The 16,903-nt window shown below is 72.1% G+C and carries 10 protein-coding genes; 6 read left to right on the top strand and 4 right to left on the bottom strand.

Going from position 1 to position 16,903, the window contains the following annotated elements; all coding sequences use genetic code 11:
* Positions 1-108 precede the first annotated feature (108 nt).
* The 3 genes from F8279_RS03440 (at position 109) to F8279_RS03430 (ending at position 2,566) form a co-directional block, all read left to right on the top strand.
* A complete protein-coding gene (locus F8279_RS03440; protein WP_151499053.1) occupies positions 109-1,767 on the top strand; it encodes a sodium:solute symporter family protein in 1,659 nt (552 codons plus the stop codon).
* Between the two features lie 16 nt (positions 1,768-1,783).
* On the top strand, positions 1,784-2,107 hold the full coding sequence (locus tag F8279_RS03435; RefSeq protein WP_151499052.1) for a hypothetical protein: 324 nt from the start codon (positions 1,784-1,786) through the stop codon (positions 2,105-2,107).
* A gap of 75 nt (positions 2,108-2,182) precedes the next feature.
* Positions 2,183-2,566: a hypothetical protein gene (locus tag F8279_RS03430; RefSeq protein ID WP_091422838.1), complete on the top strand. Its 384-nt coding sequence runs from the start codon at positions 2,183-2,185 to the stop codon at positions 2,564-2,566.
* A 108-nt stretch (positions 2,567-2,674) separates the two neighbouring features.
* Here the strand turns inward: F8279_RS03430 and F8279_RS03425 are convergent, their stop codons facing one another.
* Positions 2,675-4,483, bottom strand: a complete 1,809-nt coding sequence (locus F8279_RS03425; protein ID WP_151499051.1) for a glycoside hydrolase family 6 protein — start codon at positions 4,481-4,483, stop codon at positions 2,675-2,677.
* Positions 4,484-5,025: 542 nt separating this feature from the next.
* Between F8279_RS03425 and F8279_RS03420 the strand changes: the two genes are divergently transcribed.
* On the top strand, positions 5,026-6,417 hold the full coding sequence (locus tag F8279_RS03420) for a hypothetical protein (RefSeq protein WP_151499050.1): 1,392 nt from the start codon (positions 5,026-5,028) through the stop codon (positions 6,415-6,417).
* Between the two features lie 79 nt (positions 6,418-6,496).
* Positions 6,497-7,258 (top strand): class F sortase, encoded by a 762-nt coding sequence (locus tag F8279_RS03415; protein ID WP_151499086.1) that lies wholly within the window; start codon positions 6,497-6,499, stop codon positions 7,256-7,258.
* A gap of 64 nt (positions 7,259-7,322) precedes the next feature.
* On the opposite strand, the gene F8279_RS03410 is transcribed toward F8279_RS03415, so the two are convergent.
* Positions 7,323-12,386: an NAD-glutamate dehydrogenase gene (locus tag F8279_RS03410; RefSeq protein WP_151499049.1), complete on the bottom strand. Its 5,064-nt coding sequence runs from the start codon at positions 12,384-12,386 to the stop codon at positions 7,323-7,325.
* A gap of 288 nt (positions 12,387-12,674) precedes the next feature.
* Here F8279_RS03410 and F8279_RS03405 point away from each other — a divergent pair, with 288 nt between their 5' ends.
* The gene (locus F8279_RS03405) at positions 12,675-14,642 is read left to right on the top strand and encodes a penicillin-binding transpeptidase domain-containing protein (protein ID WP_151499048.1); all 1,968 of its coding nucleotides are present in this window, start codon (positions 12,675-12,677) and stop codon (positions 14,640-14,642) included.
* A gap of 41 nt (positions 14,643-14,683) precedes the next feature.
* On the opposite strand, the gene F8279_RS03400 is transcribed toward F8279_RS03405, so the two are convergent.
* Together F8279_RS03400 and F8279_RS03395 are read right to left on the bottom strand one after the other, a co-directional pair.
* Positions 14,684-15,856 (bottom strand): arginase family protein, encoded by a 1,173-nt coding sequence (locus tag F8279_RS03400; RefSeq protein ID WP_151499047.1) that lies wholly within the window; start codon positions 15,854-15,856, stop codon positions 14,684-14,686.
* Positions 15,857-15,914: 58 nt separating this feature from the next.
* Positions 15,915-16,832 (bottom strand): tetratricopeptide repeat protein, encoded by a 918-nt coding sequence (locus F8279_RS03395; protein WP_151499046.1) that lies wholly within the window; start codon positions 16,830-16,832, stop codon positions 15,915-15,917.
* Between the last annotated feature and the right edge of the window lie 71 nt (positions 16,833-16,903).

Below are 16,903 nucleotides of genomic sequence, written 5' to 3'. Positions count from 1 at the left end.
CCGGCCGGTCACCGGCCGGGGCTTCCCCGTGCCCGGACCGAACAGCAGGTATGAAACTTCGCAATCGGGGTACGTGCGGGCAGCGGTGCACACGAGGGGAGCACGGGCATGGGCGGTGGCGGCCTGCGGTTGGATATGAACGCCCTGGACTATCTGATCCTGGCGCTCTATTTCGTCACGGTGCTCGGCGTCGGTTTCGCCGCCCGGCGCGCGATCCGTACCAGCGTGGACTTCTTCCTCTCCGGCCGCTCGCTGCCCGCCTGGGTCACCGGCCTGGCGTTCGTCTCGGCGAACCTGGGCGCACTGGAGATCATCGGCATGGCCGCCAACGGCGCCCAGTACGGCATCATGACCGTGCACTACTACTGGATCGGCGCCGTACCGGCGATGGTCTTCCTCGGCATCGTGATGATGCCGTTCTACTACGGCTCCAAGGTCCGCAGCGTCCCCGAATACCTGCGGCTGCGCTTCAACCGCCCCACCCACCTGCTCAACGCGATCAGCTTCGCGGTCGCGCAGGTGCTCATCGCGGGCGTGAACCTCTACGCGCTGGCCCTGATCATGCAGGCGCTGCTCGGCTGGCCGCTCTGGTTCGCGATCATCGTCGGCGCGGTGATCGTGCTGGCGTACATCACCATCGGCGGGCTCTCCGGCGCGATCTACAACGAGGTGCTCCAGTTCTTCGTGATCATCGCCGGTCTGGTACCGATCACGGTGATCGGCCTGGTCAAGGTCGGCGGCGTGAGCGGCCTGATGGACGCGGTCCGCGACTCCAAGCTCGGCGAGGCCGGACTGCACGCCTGGGAGGGCACCGGCAGCACCGACAACCCGCTCGGCGCGCACTGGCTGGGCATCGTGTTCGGCCTCGGCTTCGTGCTCTCCTTCGGCTACTGGACCACCAACTTCGCCGAGGTGCAGCGCGCGCTGTCCGCGCGGAACATGAGCGCCGCCCGGCGTACGCCGATCATCGCCGCGTACCCGAAGCTGCTCATCCCGGCGGTCACCGTGATCCCCGGCCTGATCGCCCTGGTCACCGTCAAAGGGCTGGGCGCCGACGAGGGCGACCTGGTCTACAACAACGCGATCCCGCTGCTCATGCGCGACCTGCTGCCCAACGGCGTGCTCGGTATCGCGGTCACCGGCCTGGTGGCCTCGTTCATGGCCGGCATGGCGGCGAACGTCAGCGGGTTCAACACCGTCTTCACGTACGACATCTGGCAGGCGTACTTCCGGCGGGACAAGCCGGACGAGCACTACGTGAAGGTGGGCCGGATCGCCACCGTCGGCGCTGTGGTGATCGGCATCGGCACCGCGTTCATCGCGGCCGGGTTCAGCAACATCATGAACTACATCCAGGCGCTCTTCTCGGTCTTCAACGCGCCGCTGTTCGGCACGTTCATCATCGGCATGTTCTGGCGGCGGATGACGCCGCTGGCCGGGTTCTGGTCGCTGCTGTCCGGCACCGTCGTGGCCACCGCCACGTACCTGCTCTACAAGGGCGGCGTGATCAGCTTCAACTCGGACCTGGAGGAGAGCTTCTGGGGCGCGGGCCTGGCCTTCGCCACCGTCGCGGTGGTGGCCGCGATCGTCACGCCGCTGACCCGGCCGAAGACCGACCGGGAGCTGACCGGGCTGGTGTACGGCCTCAGCGACACGACGCTCGCCGACGACTCGCTGGCCGGCGACACCGCCTGGTACCGCTCCCCGGTGCTGCTCGGCGTCGTCGCGGTGATCCTCGCCGCCCTGTTCTACATCCCGGTCTTCTAAGGAGGGGACGCACGCCATGGCAGACAACGCGGACCGTCACTACCAGGGCGGCGAGGCGCACGACCCGCTGGTCGACGAGACCGAGGACGCCCGGGAGGAACGCTCCGCCGCGGCCCGGCTGTTCGACATCCGCCGGGTCATCGGCGGCCTGTTCGTGGTGTACGGGCTGATCGTCGGCCTGATGGGGCTCTTCGACACGTCCGCCGAGATCGACAAGGCGCAGGGCCTCCGGATCAACCTGTGGGCCGGGGCGGCGATGCTGGTGTTCGGCCTGCTGATGCTGCTGTGGCAGCGGCTGCGCCCGACCGAGGCGCCGGAGCCGCAGCGCGACGAGTCCTGACCCCCTCCGCCCGCATGGCGCGGCCCGCACCGGGTAGGCCACGGGGATCACGCGAAGGGACAGGAGGGCAGCAGCATGACCGATCGTGACCGCGGTGGCGAGCGGCCGCTGGAGGAGACCCCCGAGGTGGCCGCGGCGGTGGACGACGACAGCACGGTGCCCCAGTTGCGCAACAGCGGCACCGACCCGGACAACCCCACCTTCACCGAGCCCGACGGCGCGGTGCCCGACACCGGGTCGCCGAACCTCATCGGTGACCCGTACGCGGCCGGGACGGGTGCGACCGGCACCGGCACCGGCGCCGCCCCGGACGACATCCGTACCGGCGCCGAACAGCCCTGGGATCCGGAGGACCTGGTGCAGGCCCGGGGCCAGGACGTGACGCCGGAGAACCTGGAGCGGGCCCGGCGTGATCTGGCCGAGCTGGGCCGGGCGGCGATCGAGCGCACCGTTCCCTGACACCGGAACGGCCGAGGGCCCCTGGCCGACGTGGGCGTCGACCAGGGGCCCGGGGAACCCGCGCGGCGGTGCCTCACTCCCGCCGCCGCGGGTGGTCCTCACCGCGGCTCAGGAGAGCGGCGGGTACGCGTTCTGCATGAGCTGCTGGAACTGGGCGGCGAACCACGCGCCGGAGATCGGCGCGTCCGGCAGGGCGCCGGACAGGTTGTTGCCGTTGCGGGCGTTGCCGGTGTACGTCGGGTCGCACATCCGGTCGAAGCCCTTGCCCTCGCTGTTCGGGATCTCCTTGCTGGAGCCGTCCGACTCACCCGGGGGCTTCACCCAGACGTAGGCGTCGATCCCGGTCTCCGGGTTGGCCCGCGGCCGCTCGCCGAGGCCCGCGCCGGCCTGGTTGCACCAGTTGCCGGTGTGGAAGCGCCGGTCGACCCGGCCACCGTCGACGTACGCGTCCACACTGGTCGACGGGCCGGGGCCGGTCGGCCGGGCGGAGCCGCCCCAACCGTTGCGGGAGGTGTCGATCAGCATGCCGATGTTGCTGTCGAAGCCGACCGAGACCAGCTTCTGCCGGAACGCCTGGGCGAACGACAGCTCGTCGACGTACTGGTTCCAGTCGATCCACTTGGACTGCCGGACGGTCTGGCCGTTCACCGAGTCGGTGACCTTGACGTACGGCTCCTTCAGGGCGGAGTAGTTCGCCGTGTTGACGATGAAGCCCTGCACGTTGGCGACGGTGCTGCCGGACGCGACGGCGGCGGCCTTGAGCTGGTCGGCGACCGGGCCGAAGTTGCTGTCCCAGCCGATCCAGCCGTGGTGGGCGGCGTCGATGTAGTTGTAGACGTTGCCGATCGCGCCCAGCTTCGCCAGGGCGTAGCCGACACCGTTCACGTACGCGCCGTTGGCCTTCACCGTGTCACACATGACGGTGCCGCCCGCGTTGCCCGAGGTGTTGGTCACCAGGTTGGGCAGCGAGTCGATCTCGATGATGTTGACGATGCGCAGGTTCCGGTACTTCGAGTCGCCCTGGATCGCGGCGATCGGGTCGATGTACTCGGACTTGTAGCGGGGCAGCTCGTCCGGGCCCAGCTCACCGTTCGAGGCGAGCGCGGAGCAGTCCCGGCCGGGCAGGTTGTAGATGACGAACTGGATGTAGCCGGCGCCCTGGGCGAGCGCGGCGTCCAGGTGGTCACGCACACCCATCGCGCCGTTGGAGCTGCTGTCCGGCGTGCCGTTGATGGCGGCGATCCGGTCGAGCCAGACCGCGGTCGGGTTGTTGGAGACCCGGCTGCCGCCGGACACCGACTCGGCCTTGGCCTTCCACTCGGGGTTCACGTACCCCTTCACGCCCGCGTACGGGTTGTCGACCCGCTGCCCGGGCGGCGGAGTGGTCGTCGGCGGCGTCGAGGTCGGCGGCGTCGACGTCGGCGGCGTGCTCGTGGGCGGCGTGCTGGTCGGCGGCGTGCTCGTCGGCGGCGTGCTGGTGGACGGCGTGCCGCCGTTGCAGACCGTGCCGTTGAGCGTGAACTGGGTCGGCTTCGGGTTGCTGCCGCTCCAGGAGCCGTTGAAGCCGATGGTGGTGCTGGCGCCGCTGGCGAGCGACCCGTTGTACGACTCGTTCTGCGCGGTGACGTTCTGGCCGCTCTGGGACCACCGCGCGGACCAGCCGTTCACCACCCGCTGCGAGCTGTTCGGGAAGGTGAAGCCGAGGGTCCACGAGCTGAGCGCGTCACCGATGTTCTTGATGGTGACGTTGCCGGTGAATCCACCGGGCCAGTCGCTGGTCGTGTAGGTCACGCTGCACTGGGTGGCGGCCTGCGCCGCGGTGACCGGGAGGGTCACCAGTCCACCGGCTACCAGGACGCCGGCGCTGGTGAGCGCAAGCGTCCGGTTCCGGCCGGACAGCCTTCTCCACAGATTCATGCCACTGATCTCCTTGGGCGAGACCGGATCCGCGTACGGCCCGGCGCAAATGGCGGCGGCGGTCGTCCTACGGGGACGGCCGTGCGCGCCAGGGGGTTCTTCGGGGGACGCCCGACCCGGACGGGCGCTGGGGGTGGTGGTGCCGACCGGTCCGCAGGACCGGCCGATGGAGCCGGACGTCGGCCGGTGGTGCCGGCTGCCCTCGACGTCTGAGCTCGCGGTGTGGCTCCCCGAACCGCGTGCAGCGATTCTTGCATGGGAGCGCTTCCATGGCAATGCCTCGATGCGCCTGCCGCCCACCCTACCGCCGCGCCCGTCGACGCCCGCCCGGGTGAACGCCACTGGCGGCAAGACGGTCGAAGACAGCCGCCACGTTCCACCCACCGATGCCGAAGGGCACCCGATCGGCGCGCGGTCGCGCGGAGGACGCGTACCCCCTCAAAATCGTCAAATCCCTAAAAGCGAATCTTTCCCCGAATAACTCGCGAAAAGGTCTAACGTCGGCCTTAGCGCGACTGACGTCGGGCTCAGGACGAACAGGGATGGAGACGCTGGTCATGGCTAAGAAGATGCTCGGGAAGGTGGTCGCGGGCGCCGCTCTCGGCGGAGCGGGCCTTCTCGCGTTCACCCCGGGAATGGCCTACGCGGGCGGGCACGACGAGGGCAAGGTCATCGCCAAGCCGCACGTGGTGAAGGCCGGGGACACCGTCGAGCTGCTCGCGATCTGCTCCGAGCCGCAGAAGCACGCCACCGTCTGGTCGAAGGTGACCGGCAAGGTCGACCTGCACCCGGCCCGGGACGGCGAGCACGGCGGCGACTGGGGTGACCGCGGCGGCGACTGGGGTGACGACAAGGCCTGGGGCTGGGACGACAAGGGCCCGGACGGCAAGGACGACCACGGCGGGGACGAGCACGGCAAGGGCCCTGAGGGCAAGGACGACCACGGCAAGGGCCCCGACGGCAAGGACGAGCACGACAAGGGGCCGGACGGCCGCGGCGAGCCGGGCGGGGACGGACACGGCCCGGACGGCAACGGACCCGGCGGGAACGGGCCGGGCGGGAACGGGCCGGGCGGGGACGGCATGCCGCAGCCTCCGGCGAACCAGCCCCAGCCGCCGGCCGGCCAGCCGGAAGGACAACCGCAGCCGGGCGGCGCGGGCGCCGGCACCGCCGTCGACCCGGGCGACTGGCAGGGGCACGACGAGTACGGTCAGGACGCCGAGCCGGGCTGGGAGAAGGAGCAGCGGGGCGCGGCGGACTGGACCAAGGACGCGCACGGCCCCGACGGCAAGGACCGGTACGGCAAGGACGCCAAGGACGAGCACGGCAAGGACGACCGCGGCGGCCGGCCGGACGACAAGGGCAAGGACGCCAAGGACGAGCACGGGTCCTGGCAGGACGGCAAGGACGCCAAGGACGAGCACGGCAAGGACGACCGCGGCGGCCGGCCGGACGACAAGGGCAAGGACGCCAAGGACGAGCACGGGTCCTGGCAGGACGGCAAGGACGCCAAGGACGGCAAGGACAGCAAGGACGAGCACGGGTCCTGGCAGGACGGCAAGGACGACTGGCAGGGCGGCAAGGACGACTGGCAGGCGAGCGGAGGCGCCTGGCAGGACGACAAGGGCGACTACGGCAAGGACGCCGAGCGCGACTACGGCAAGGACGGCTGGGAGCACGGGAAGGACTTCGTCTACTACGGCGAGGCCACCGTCTCGCACGACGCCCGGCCGGGCCGGTACGAGCTGCGGGGCACCTGCGGTGACGGCGAGCTGGTGGTCCTGCCGCGCGGTGGGGTCGACGGCGGCGACGGTGGCATGACGACCACCGGCGTGGACCGCGACCTCGCCACCGGTGGCGCGGGCATGATCGGCGCTGCGGCGCTGGGCGGCCTGGTGCTGCTGCGTCGGCGGCGGGCCGGTGGCCTGGTCTGACCGGACGACGACCCGGGCCGGCGGCCGTCACGGAAGTCCGTGGCGTGCCGCCGGCGCGGCCGTCGTCGTCCTGCTCGCCATGGCCGGGGCCGGTCTGATCGGCGCGTCCGTGCGGACCGTCCCGCAACCCTCACCGCCGCAGCCGATCTCGCAGGCGGGCCCGGTCACCACCGGCCCGCAAGCCGACCCGGGCGGCACGTACGCCGATCCGGACGCCGGGGGACAGCCGGTACCGGACGCCGACGCGAAGCCCGCACCCGGCAGCACCGGCCGGCCGACAGCCGGGGACGGCAACGGCCCGACGACGCCGGGCCTTCCGGCCGGGCCCGCCACCCCAGGTGCCCCGGGCGCGACGGGCGCCACCAGCCCCGCACCGGCCCCGCTGCCCCGGTCGGCGCCGGTCACCATCTCGATCCCCCGCATCGGGGTGCAGGCCCCGATCATGTCGCTCGGCACGAATCCCGACGGCACGGTCCAGGTGCCCCCGCTGGACCAGGCCATGCAGGCCGGCTGGTACTCCCCCGGCGCCAGCCCGGGCGAGGCCGGCAACGCGGTCATCGTGGGTCACGTCGACTCCGCCCAGCTCGGCCCGGCGGTGTTCTTCAACCTCGGCGCGCTGGTGCCCGGAGACACGATCGTGGTCGCTCGGCAGGACGGTTCGGCCGCCACGTTCACGGTGCGGGAGGTGGGGTCGTACCCGAAGACCGCCTTCCCCGCCGCGCAGGTCTACGGTCCGTCGGACGTCCCCGCCCTGCGCGTGGTGACCTGCGGCGGGGTGTTCGACCGGACGGCCGGCAGCTACCTGAACAACATCGTCGTCTACGCCGCGATGACGAGCTGAGGGCGGGAACGGCAGTGGCCCGGTGGTCGGGGAACCGACCACCGGGCCACGCGCGTCAGAGCGGTCAGGCCGCCGCCGAGGTCCGGACCAGGGTACGGATCTGGCGCAGCAGCACCGACAGCGCGGACAGGTCGGCGCGGGACTCGTCGAACTCCCCCATCGCCCGGTGCGCCCGGTGGATCGAGGTGGCGTTCGCCTGCTCCCACTCCTGCACCCGCTCCACCGGCGGCACGTCCTCCGACGTGGACCCGAGCACCTCCGCGGTGAGCGCGGCGAGCGCGGCGTACAGGTCGTAGCGCAGCGCCATCCGGGCCAGGGTCTGCCACCGGTCCTCGCGTGGCAGCAGGGAGATCTTCGACAGCAGCGCGTCGACCCGGAACCGGTCGGAGAGCACGAAGTAGACCGAGGCCACCTCGCCCACGTCCCGCCCGGTCGCCTGCGCCGTCTCGACGATGTCGAGCAGGCCGAAGCTGTACATCAGGCGGGTCGCCTGCTCGGCCAGGTCACGCGGCAGCCCGCGGTCGACCAGCGACTCGATGTGCGCCGCGATGGCCTCCCGCTCGGTGCCCCAGAACCGGTGCTCCAGGTCCGGCAGGAGCCGGGCCACACCGTCGCGCAGCCGGGCGATCTCCGCCGGCACGTCGATCGGCGACCGCCGGTTGGTGACCAGCCACCGCACCGCGCGGTCGAGCAGCCGCCGGGTGTCCAGGTAGACGGCGGTCTGCAACTCGGGCGAGACCTTGTTGTCCAGCGCCTCGACCGCGTCCCACAGGTCGCGCAGACCGAACACCTCGCGGACCACCACGTACGCGCGGAGCACGTCCGCCGCGGACGCCGCCGTCTCCTCGACCACCCGGAAGACGAACGAGATGCCGCCCCGGTTGATCGCCTCGTTGACCAGGACCGTGGTGACGATGTCCCGGCGCAGCCGGTGCCGGCCCATCCGGTCGGCGAAGCGCTGCCGCAGCGGCGTCGGGAAGTAGTTGACCAGGACGTCGGTCGTCCACTCCTCGTCCGCCAGGCCCTCGCCGACGATCTCGCGCTCCAGCACGATCTTGACGTACGCGAGCACCACCGCGAACTCCGGCGGGGTCAGCCCGCTCTCGGTGCGGACCGCCAGTTCCTCGTCCGACGGCAGCGCCTCCAGCGAACGGTTCAGCGCGCCGGACCGCTCCAGCTCGTTGATCATCCGCCGGTGCACCGGGAGCAACGAGGCGGCCTGGGCCTGGGCGTTGTTGAGCGCCCGTGCCTGGTCGTAGTTGTCCCGCAGCACCAGCTCGGCGACCTCGTCGGTCATCCGGGCCAGCAGCTCGTCGCGCTCCGGCCGGTCCAGCTCACCGTCGGCCACAGCCGTGTTGAGCAGGATCTTGATGTTCACCTCGTGGTCGGAGCAGTCCACCCCGGCCGCGTTGTCGATGAAGTCGGTGTAGATGCGGCCGCCGGTCGAGGCGTACTCGATCCGCCCCTGCTGGGTGAAGCCCAGGTTGCCGCCCTCGCCGACCACCCGGCAGCGCAGGCCCTTGCCGTCCACCCGGATGGCGTCGTTGGACTTGTCCCCCACCTCGGCGTTGGTCTGGCTGGACGCCTTGACGTAGGTGCCGATGCCGCCGTTCCAGAACAGGTCGACCGGCGCGGTGAGGATCGCCTTCATCAGCTCCTGCGGGCTGAGCTGCGTGACGTCCTCGTCGAGGCCGAGCACCGCGCGGACCTGCGGCGAGACCGGCACCGACTTCGCCGTACGCGGATAGACGCCGCCGCCTTCGGAGATCAGCTCGCGGTCGTAGTCCTCCCACGACGAGCGCGGCATGTCGAACAGCCGCTTGCGTTCCTGGAAGGAGCGGGCCGACTCCGGGTCCGGGTCGAGGAAGATGTGCCGGTGGTCGAACGCGGCCACCAGCCGGATGTGCTCGGACAACAGCATCCCGTTGCCGAACACGTCGCCGGACATGTCGCCGACGCCGACCACTGTGAAGTCCTGCGTCTGGGTGTCGTGCCCCAGCTCCCGGAAGTGCCGCTTCACCGACTCCCAGGCGCCCCGGGCGGTGATGCCCATCTTCTTGTGGTCGTAGCCGGCCGAGCCGCCGGAGGCGAACGCGTCGCCGAGCCAGAAGCTGTGCGCCTCGGAGATCTCGTTGGCGATGTCGGAGAACGTCGCGGTGCCCTTGTCTGCGGCCACCACCATGTACGGGTCGTCGCCGTCGTGCCGGACCACGTCCTCGGGCGGCACGATCTCGCCGCTGACGATGTTGTCGGTGACGTCGAGCAGCGCGGAGATGAACTCCTTGTAGCAGATCACCGCCTCGTCCCGGTCGCCCGGCTTCTGCTTGAGCACGAAGCCGCCCTTGGCGCCGACCGGCACGATCACCGCGTTCTTCACCATCTGCGCCTTGACCAGGCCGAGCACCTCGGTCCGGAAGTCCTCGCGCCGGTCGGACCAGCGCAGGCCGCCGCGGGCCACCGGCCCGTACCGCAGGTGCACGCCCTCGAACCGGGGCGAGTAGACGAAGATCTCGAACTTGGGCCGTGGCGCCGGCAGGTCCGGGATGGCCTGCGGGTCGAGCTTGAACGCCACGTACGCCTTGGGCCGGCCGCCCACCGGCTTCTGGTAGAAGCTGGTCCGCAGCGTGGCCTGGATCAACGTCAGGTAGGCCCGCAGGATGCGGTCCTGGTCGAGGCTGGCCACCTCGTCGAGCGCCTCGCCGATCGCGTCGACCAGCTCGCCGCTGCGCTGCCGCCGCTCGTCCAGCGTGGTCGCGCCCGGGGCGAACCGGGTCTCGAACAGCTTCACCAGCAGTTCGGCGATCTGCGGGTACGCGATGAACGTCTGCTCCATGTACTCCTGGGAGAACACGGTGCCGGCCTGCCGCAGGTACTTCGCGTACGCGCGCAGCACGACGACCTGCCGCCAGGTGAGCCCGGCCCGCAGCACCAGCTCGTTGAAGCCGTCCACCTCGGCCTCGCCCCGCCAGGCGGCGGCGAAGGCGTTCTCCACGTGCGGGCGCACCTCGGCCAGGTCCTGGTGCCGCTCGGGCAGCTCCAGACCGAAGTCGTAGAGCCAGATCCGGCCGTCGACGCGCTCCACCTCGTACGGGTGCTCGTCGACCACCTTCACGCCGAGCGAGTGCAGCACCGGCAGCACGGCGGAGAGCATCATCGGCTCGCCGTACCGGTAGACCTTGAACCGCACGTCCATCGCCTCGTCGGCGTCGGCGGCGCGGGCCGCGTACGGACGCGGCGGCGCCTGCTTGCGGAACAGGTGCATCTCCAGCTGGCCGGGCTCCTCCAGCAGCTCCAGCTTCGCCAGGTCCTTCATCGCCTCGTACGGCGTGTGCCCGTCCTTGTAGCCCTCCGGGAACGCGTCGGCGTACCGGGCGAACAGGTGCTTGGCCTGCTCGTCGCCGAGCTTGCGTTCCAGCACCAGCCGGTAGTCGTCGTCCCAGAGCCGGGTCGCGTCGGCCAGTTCCTCGGCGAGCAGGTCGGCGTCGATCTCACCGGGCGGGTTGTTCGGGTCGGTGCGCACGATGAAGTGCACCCGGGCCAGCATGGACTCGGTCACCCGCGTGGTGTAGTCGACACCGACGCCGTTCAGCTCGCGCAGCAGGATGTCCTGCATGCGCAGCCGGTTCTGCGTGGTGAACCGGTCCCGCGGCAGGTAGATCAGGCAGGAGATGAACCGCCCGTACGCGTCGCGGCGCAGGAACACCCGCAGTTGCCGGCGGCCCGCCATCCGCAGCACGCCGATCACCGCGTGGTAGAGGTCGTCGGTCTTGATCTGGAACAGCTCGTCGCGCGGGTAGGTCTCCAGGATCTGCAACAGGTCCTTGCCGGAGTGGCTGCGCAGGCTCAGGCCCGAGCGGTCCAGCACCTCGGCGACCTTGCGCCGGACCACCGGCAGCTCCTGCACGCTGGTCCGGTACGCGGCGGTGGAGAACAGGCCCAGGAAGCGCCGCTCGCCGACCACCTCGCCGGCCTCGTTGAAGATCTTGAAGCCGATGTAGTCGAGGTACGCCGACCGGTGCACAGTGGCGCGCGAGTTGGCCTTGGTGATGATGAGCAGGCGCTTCTCCAGCACCTTCTCGTGTGCCTCGTGCGTCATCGAGTTCAGCGACCGGGCCTCGGGCGAGTCGGAACGCAGGATGCCCAACCCGGTGCCGAGCACCGCCTCCAGGGCCTGCCCGCCGCGCGCGCCGTCGGTGTGGACCAGGCGGTATTCCCGGTAGCCGAGGAACGTGAAGTGGTCGTGCGCCAGCCAGCGAAGCAGCTCCACCGAGTCGGTGATGTCCTTCTCCGGCACCGGCGGGCGATTGTCCGACGTCCGGGCGGCGGCCAGCTCGTCGGCGAGCGCGAGGGCCCGCTGCCGCATCTTCGGCCAGTCCTCGACCGCCTCGCGCACGTCGGTGAGCACCCGCTGCAACTCACGGCGCAGCGTCTCCCGCTCGGCCGGGTCGCGGACCGGGTCGATCTCGATCCGCATCCAGCTCTCGACCAGGTCACCGGCGATGGCGTCGTCCGGTTCCACGTCCGCCGAGACCTCGGTGAGCCGGCCCAGCGGCTCGCGCCGCACCACGACCAGCGGGTGCACCAGCAGGTGCACGTCCAGGTGACGGGAGTTCAGCAGGGCGGTCACCGAGTCGACCAGGAACGGCATGTCGTCGGTGACGATCTCGACGACCGTGTGGTGCTGCTCGGCGTCCGGCTCGTGGATGCGGAGCTTCAGCTCGCCCGGCACCCGCTGCTGGGCCAGGTCCCGGTGGGCCCGGGCCGCCTCCAGCATCTCCTCGGCGGTGAAGCCGATCAGCTCCTCGTCCGGCGCGAACCGCCAGAAGCGGTCCACCAGTGTGGCCGCGTCGTGGTCGTCGCCGGCCAGCGCGACCGCCTGGGCGACCAGCCGCTCCGCGTTGGGAACGGGCTCGTCCAGCTCGGCGTCCTCCGACTCGTCGGCCAGTGCCTGCGCAGGCAGGCCCAGGTCGTAGAGGGTGTCGATGCTGGAACCGGTCATCCCGGTCACTCCTGTGTCGAGACGGCTGAAACCGTCTCCGTCGGTCGCCGAATCGAAGCTGTCGTCGTCCCGGCCGGTGTCAGCCTGCCGGAGGTCGGGTCCCGGTTTGATCGCCGGACGCCGGTCCATCGGTGCCACTCCCCTCGACCCACCGCGTTGTGGGTCACTCTGCCGCCCAGCCTAGGCCCTACCGCGCGGTACCTCCCGCGGCGGACCACTGGCCGGACGTCCGGATCGGGACTCTGTCCTTTCACCCGTTGCGGGTCCGTGGTCGGCCGCTCGCGGAGTACCCCGGCTGGCGATGTTCATCACACTGCCACACGCCGCTTCTCGCGCTGCCGGAGGCCGTGGCGGGGCGGTGGGGAGCGCCGGGCCGTACTAGCGTGCAGGGCAGTTGAGCACCGGAGGGATCGCTTCATGCCCGTGTCGTACCCCGTCCGCCACCCTCGCCACACCCGTCACCGCGTCCTCGCGACGCTGGCAGCCGTGCTGGTCACAGCCGGCGCGCTGACCGGATGCTCCGGGGACGACGGCCCGGATACGGCCGTCGAGGCGTTCCTCGGCGGCTGGCGCTCCGGCGACCTCCAGGCGGTCGGCTTCGTCGAGCCGGCCGGCGGGCGGGTGCCCGCCGCCGAGGTGACCAAGCAGATCCAGGCGCTCGCCGGCGCGCTCGCGGCCAACCCGCCGGAGCTGGCACGCACCGGCGACATCACCACCAAGGGCGACGTCGCCACCGCCCGGATCAAGGTGAGCTGGGCGCTGCCCGGCGGCGGCGACTGGGCCTACGAGAATCCGGTACGCCTCAAGCGCGGCGGCGACGACAAGTGGCAGGTGATCTGGGAGCCGTCGGTGGTGCACGAGAAGCTGGAGAGCGGCGACAAGATCGCGCTGCGGCGGGAGCCGGCGCAGCGCGCCGGTGTGCTGGACGCGGCCGGTCAGCCGATCGTCGCGCCGCGCCCGGTGGTCCGGGTGCAGGTCGTCCCCGGCGAGGTCACCGACGTGCCCGGCCTGGTCAAGAAGCTGGACGCCGCGTTCAAGGCGATCCGGCCCGCGCTCACCCCGCCGGTCGACCTGGGTGACCTGCCCAAGCGGCTCAAGGCGGCGAAGCCGGACGGGCTCGTCGAGGTGGTGACGTTGCGCGACGAGGCGTACCGGCAGATCAAGCCGCGCATCTACGACCTGCCCGGCACCCGGTTCGTCTCCGAGCAGCTCATGCTGGCGCCGACCCGCGAGTTCGCCCGGGCGCTGCTCGGCTCGGTCGACCAGGCCACCGCCGACGACCTCCAGGCCCACCCCGAGCGGTACGCGCGCGGCGACCTGGTCGGCCACGGCGGTCTCCAGGGCCGGTACGACGAGCGGCTGCGCGGCGTCCCCGGCGTCACCGTGATCACCGAGCGGACCACCCCGGACGGCAAGGTGGAGCCGACCGGCACCGAGCTGTACCGCAGCGACCCGAAGCCCGGCCAGCCGGTGAAGACCACCATCGACGCGGCCACCCAGAACGCGGCCGACACCGCGTTGCGCGGTCAGACCCGCCGTTCCGCCCTGGTCGCCGTGCGGATCAGCGACGGCGCGGTGCTGGCCGCCGCGAACGGCCCGGGCGCGGCGGGCGACAACCTCGCCTTCACCGCCCAGGTGCCGCCCGGCTCGACGTTCAAGATGGTCAGCGCACTCGGCCTGCTCGACCGGGACGCGGTGACGCCGCAGACGACAGTGGACTGCCCGAAGACGTCGACGGTCGAGGGCCGGGTCTTCAAGAACTCGGACAACTTCGAGCTGGGCGCGGTGCCGTTCGCCACCGACTTCGCCAAGTCGTGCAACACCGCCTTCACCGCGCTGGCGCCGAAGCTCGGCCCGGACGGGCTGGCCCAGGCCGGCCGTACGCTCGGCCTGGAGGCCGCGTGGGATCTCGGCACCGACGCGTTCACCGGCAAGATCTCCGCCAACGGACCGGCCACCGAGCAGGCCGCCGCCGCGATCGGCCAGGGCACCACGCTGGTGAGCCCGGTGGCGATGGCGAGCGCCACGGCGGCGGTGGCCCGGGGCAAGTTCGAGCAGCCCAAGCTGCTGCTCGACCCGGCGCCGGCCAAGCCCGCGCCGGCCGGCGAGGCGCTCAAGCCGGAGTCGGTGGCGGCACTGAAGTCGATGATGCGCGGGGTGGTCACCTCGGGCAGCGGCAGCGCGCTGGCGGACGTGCCGGGCGAGCCGGTGCACGGCAAGACCGGCACCGCGGAGTACGACAACAACCCGGCGCACACGCACGCCTGGTTCGTCGGCTGGCAGGGCGACGTGGCCTTCGCCGTCTTCGTCGAGCAGGGCGGGGCGGGCTCGAAGGTCGCGGCACCGATCGCCGAGCGGTTCCTGCGCGGCCTCGCCGCGAGCTGAGCGGTTCCCGCACCGCCTGGCCGCGCGCTGAGGCGTACCGGTCAGGCGATGTCGATGCCGGAGCGGGCCGGGTCCGGCTCGTCTCCGGCGGGCGCGCGGCGCAGCAGCCCCGGGGGCAGCGGGTCGTCGCCGAGGTCGTCGTCGGCGGCGGTCTGGTCGGGGCCGATCGGCTCCACCGCGACCGCCGGCGCCGGTACGGCAGCCGGGGCGGGGAGCGGCTCGGGCTCCGGCCGGCTGTCGGCGGCGCGGGGCGCCGGTGCGACCGGCCCGGCCGGCAGCAGCCGGGGCGGCACGGCGCCCGGCGCGACCACCGGGGCGAGCCCGGCCACCACGGTGTTGACGATCTCGGCCGCGTACGCACCGTCCGGGTCGTAGTCGGGGTCGAAGACCGTCAGCTCGACGCCGAGGCAGTGCGGGGTGTCGACCAGCCCGGCGAGCAGGATCTCCAGCTCGGCGAAGGCGATGCCGCCCGGGTCGGGCGCGTCCACGGCGGGCATCACCGCCGGGTCGAGCACGTCCACGTCGATGTGCACCCAGTAGCCGGCGCAGTCGACGAGCTGCTCGTGCGCCCACTGCGCGGTACGGGCCGCGCCCTCGGCGCGCAGCGCCGGCACCGGCCGGGTGGTGATGCCGGCGGCCTGGAGGTCGAGGCGGTACTCGTCCTGCGCGCGGATGCCGAGCACCACCACGTCGACGTCCCGGAAGTACGGCCGGCGGCCCTCGATCGCGGCCAGGTCGGGCTGTCCACGCCCGGTGACCAGGGCCAGGTCCTCCCCGGCGGCCGCGCCGACGTAGGAGGCGTTGCCGGGATGCCGGAAGTCGGAGTGGCCGTCGACGAAGACCAGCCCGATCCGCCCGCCGACCGCCTCACCGAGGCGGTGCATGGCCAGCGCCGAGCCGAGCAGCACCGAGCAGTCGCCGCCGAGCACCAGCGGAAACTCACCCCGGTCGATGATCGCGCCGATCCGGTCGGCGAGCGCCATCGAGTACGCGGAGATCTCCGGGGCGTGGCAGACGCCGTCGCCGGGGCGCCAGTCTCCCGGGTCGTACCGGGCCGGGGTGAGGCAGCCGGCGTCGCGGGCCCGCAGCCGGGCGAGCAGGCCGTGGTCGCGCAGCGCGCCCGGCGCCTTGCCGCAGCCGGGGACGGAGCCGGCCGTGGGCGGGCGCAGTCCGAGGTTCGTCGGCGCGTCGAGGACGGCGATCCGGCGCATCATGGGCTCCCGTCCTCGGTGGTCGGGCGGGCCGGCGGTGCACCGGCCCGCACGGGTTGACTCAGAACAGCGCGCTGGCCAGGGCGCGTCGGGCGGAGGCCACGGCGGGGTCGTCCGGACCGGCGATGGTGAACAGGCCGAGCAGATGCTGGCGTACCCGGTCCCGGTCGTCCCCGGCGGTGCGCCGGACCAGGCCGACCAGCCGCTTGTACGCCTGGTCGGCGAGGCCGCTGAGCACCTCGATGTCGGCGGCCAGCAGCTGGGCGTCCACGTCGTCGGGGTCGGCGGCCGCGGCGTCGAGCGCGGCCTGCGGGTCCGCGCCGGCCACCCGGCGGGCCAGCCCGACCTGCGCCAGGCCCGCCTCCGCCGCCCCGTCCGCGGGCGACTCGGCCAGGATCTTCCGGTACGCCGCCTCGGCGGCGTCGAGGTCACCGCTCATCAGCGCGTCGTCGGCGGCGTCGAGGCGCGGGTCCTCCGGCTCGGCGACTGTGACGCCGCCGGCCTTGAGGACCGCCTGGAGCCACTGTCGCAACTGCGACTCCGGCACCGGGCCGGGGAAGGCGTCGACCGGGCGGCCGCCGACGATGGCGTACGTGGTGGGCAGCGTCTGGAGCTGGAACATCTGCGCGAGCCGCGGCTGCTGCTGCACGTCGACGCGGGCCAGCAGCCACGCTCCGCCGCCCTCGGCGGCCAGCCGCTCGAGCACCGGGGCGAACTGGTCGCTCTCCGGGTAGCCGGCGGCGCCGAAGAAGACCACTACCGGTGTGGTGAGCGAGCGTTCGAGCACCTCGGACTGGATGTTCGCCTCGGTCACGTCGATCACGGCGGCGGAGCCGGCGGGGCTGCCCGGCAGCCCGGCGGGCGGGGCGCCCTGGGACGGTGTGGCGGAGGAGGTGTCGGCCGGTGCGGGGGTGCGCAGCGCGCTGAGGTCGACCGCGCCGCGGGTGAAGATCGACGAGGTGATCCGTGGGTCGCTCATGGTTGTCTAGTCTCGCACGTACCCCGAGGATCTCCGACCACCCGCAACGCCCACGTCGCCACTCTCACCCC

Source organism: Micromonospora sp. AMSO1212t (assembly GCF_008868145.1).
Lineage (GTDB): Bacteria > Actinomycetota > Actinomycetes > Mycobacteriales > Micromonosporaceae > Micromonospora > Micromonospora tulbaghiae.
The sequence above is the reverse complement of the archived record's forward strand: the minus strand, read 5'-3'. Positions and strand labels throughout refer to the sequence as shown.

Excerpts from the sequence above, each read along its gene's own strand:
- F8279_RS03440 (WP_151499053.1), top strand. The coding sequence starts at position 109 with ATGGGCGGTGGCGGCCTGCGGTTGGATATGAACGCCCTGGACTATCTG.
- F8279_RS03435 (WP_151499052.1), top strand. The coding sequence starts at position 1,784 with ATGGCAGACAACGCGGACCGTCACTACCAGGGCGGCGAGGCGCACGAC.
- F8279_RS03430 (WP_091422838.1), top strand. The coding sequence starts at position 2,183 with ATGACCGATCGTGACCGCGGTGGCGAGCGGCCGCTGGAGGAGACCCCC.
- F8279_RS03425 (WP_151499051.1), bottom strand. The coding sequence starts at position 4,483 with ATGAATCTGTGGAGAAGGCTGTCCGGCCGGAACCGGACGCTTGCGCTC.
- F8279_RS03420 (WP_151499050.1), top strand. The coding sequence starts at position 5,026 with ATGGAGACGCTGGTCATGGCTAAGAAGATGCTCGGGAAGGTGGTCGCG.
- F8279_RS03415 (WP_151499086.1), top strand. The coding sequence starts at position 6,497 with ATGGCCGGGGCCGGTCTGATCGGCGCGTCCGTGCGGACCGTCCCGCAA.
- F8279_RS03410 (WP_151499049.1), bottom strand. The coding sequence starts at position 12,386 with ATGGACCGGCGTCCGGCGATCAAACCGGGACCCGACCTCCGGCAGGCT.
- F8279_RS03405 (WP_151499048.1), top strand. The coding sequence starts at position 12,675 with ATGCCCGTGTCGTACCCCGTCCGCCACCCTCGCCACACCCGTCACCGC.
- F8279_RS03400 (WP_151499047.1), bottom strand. The coding sequence starts at position 15,856 with ATGATGCGCCGGATCGCCGTCCTCGACGCGCCGACGAACCTCGGACTG.
- F8279_RS03395 (WP_151499046.1), bottom strand. The coding sequence starts at position 16,832 with ATGAGCGACCCACGGATCACCTCGTCGATCTTCACCCGCGGCGCGGTC.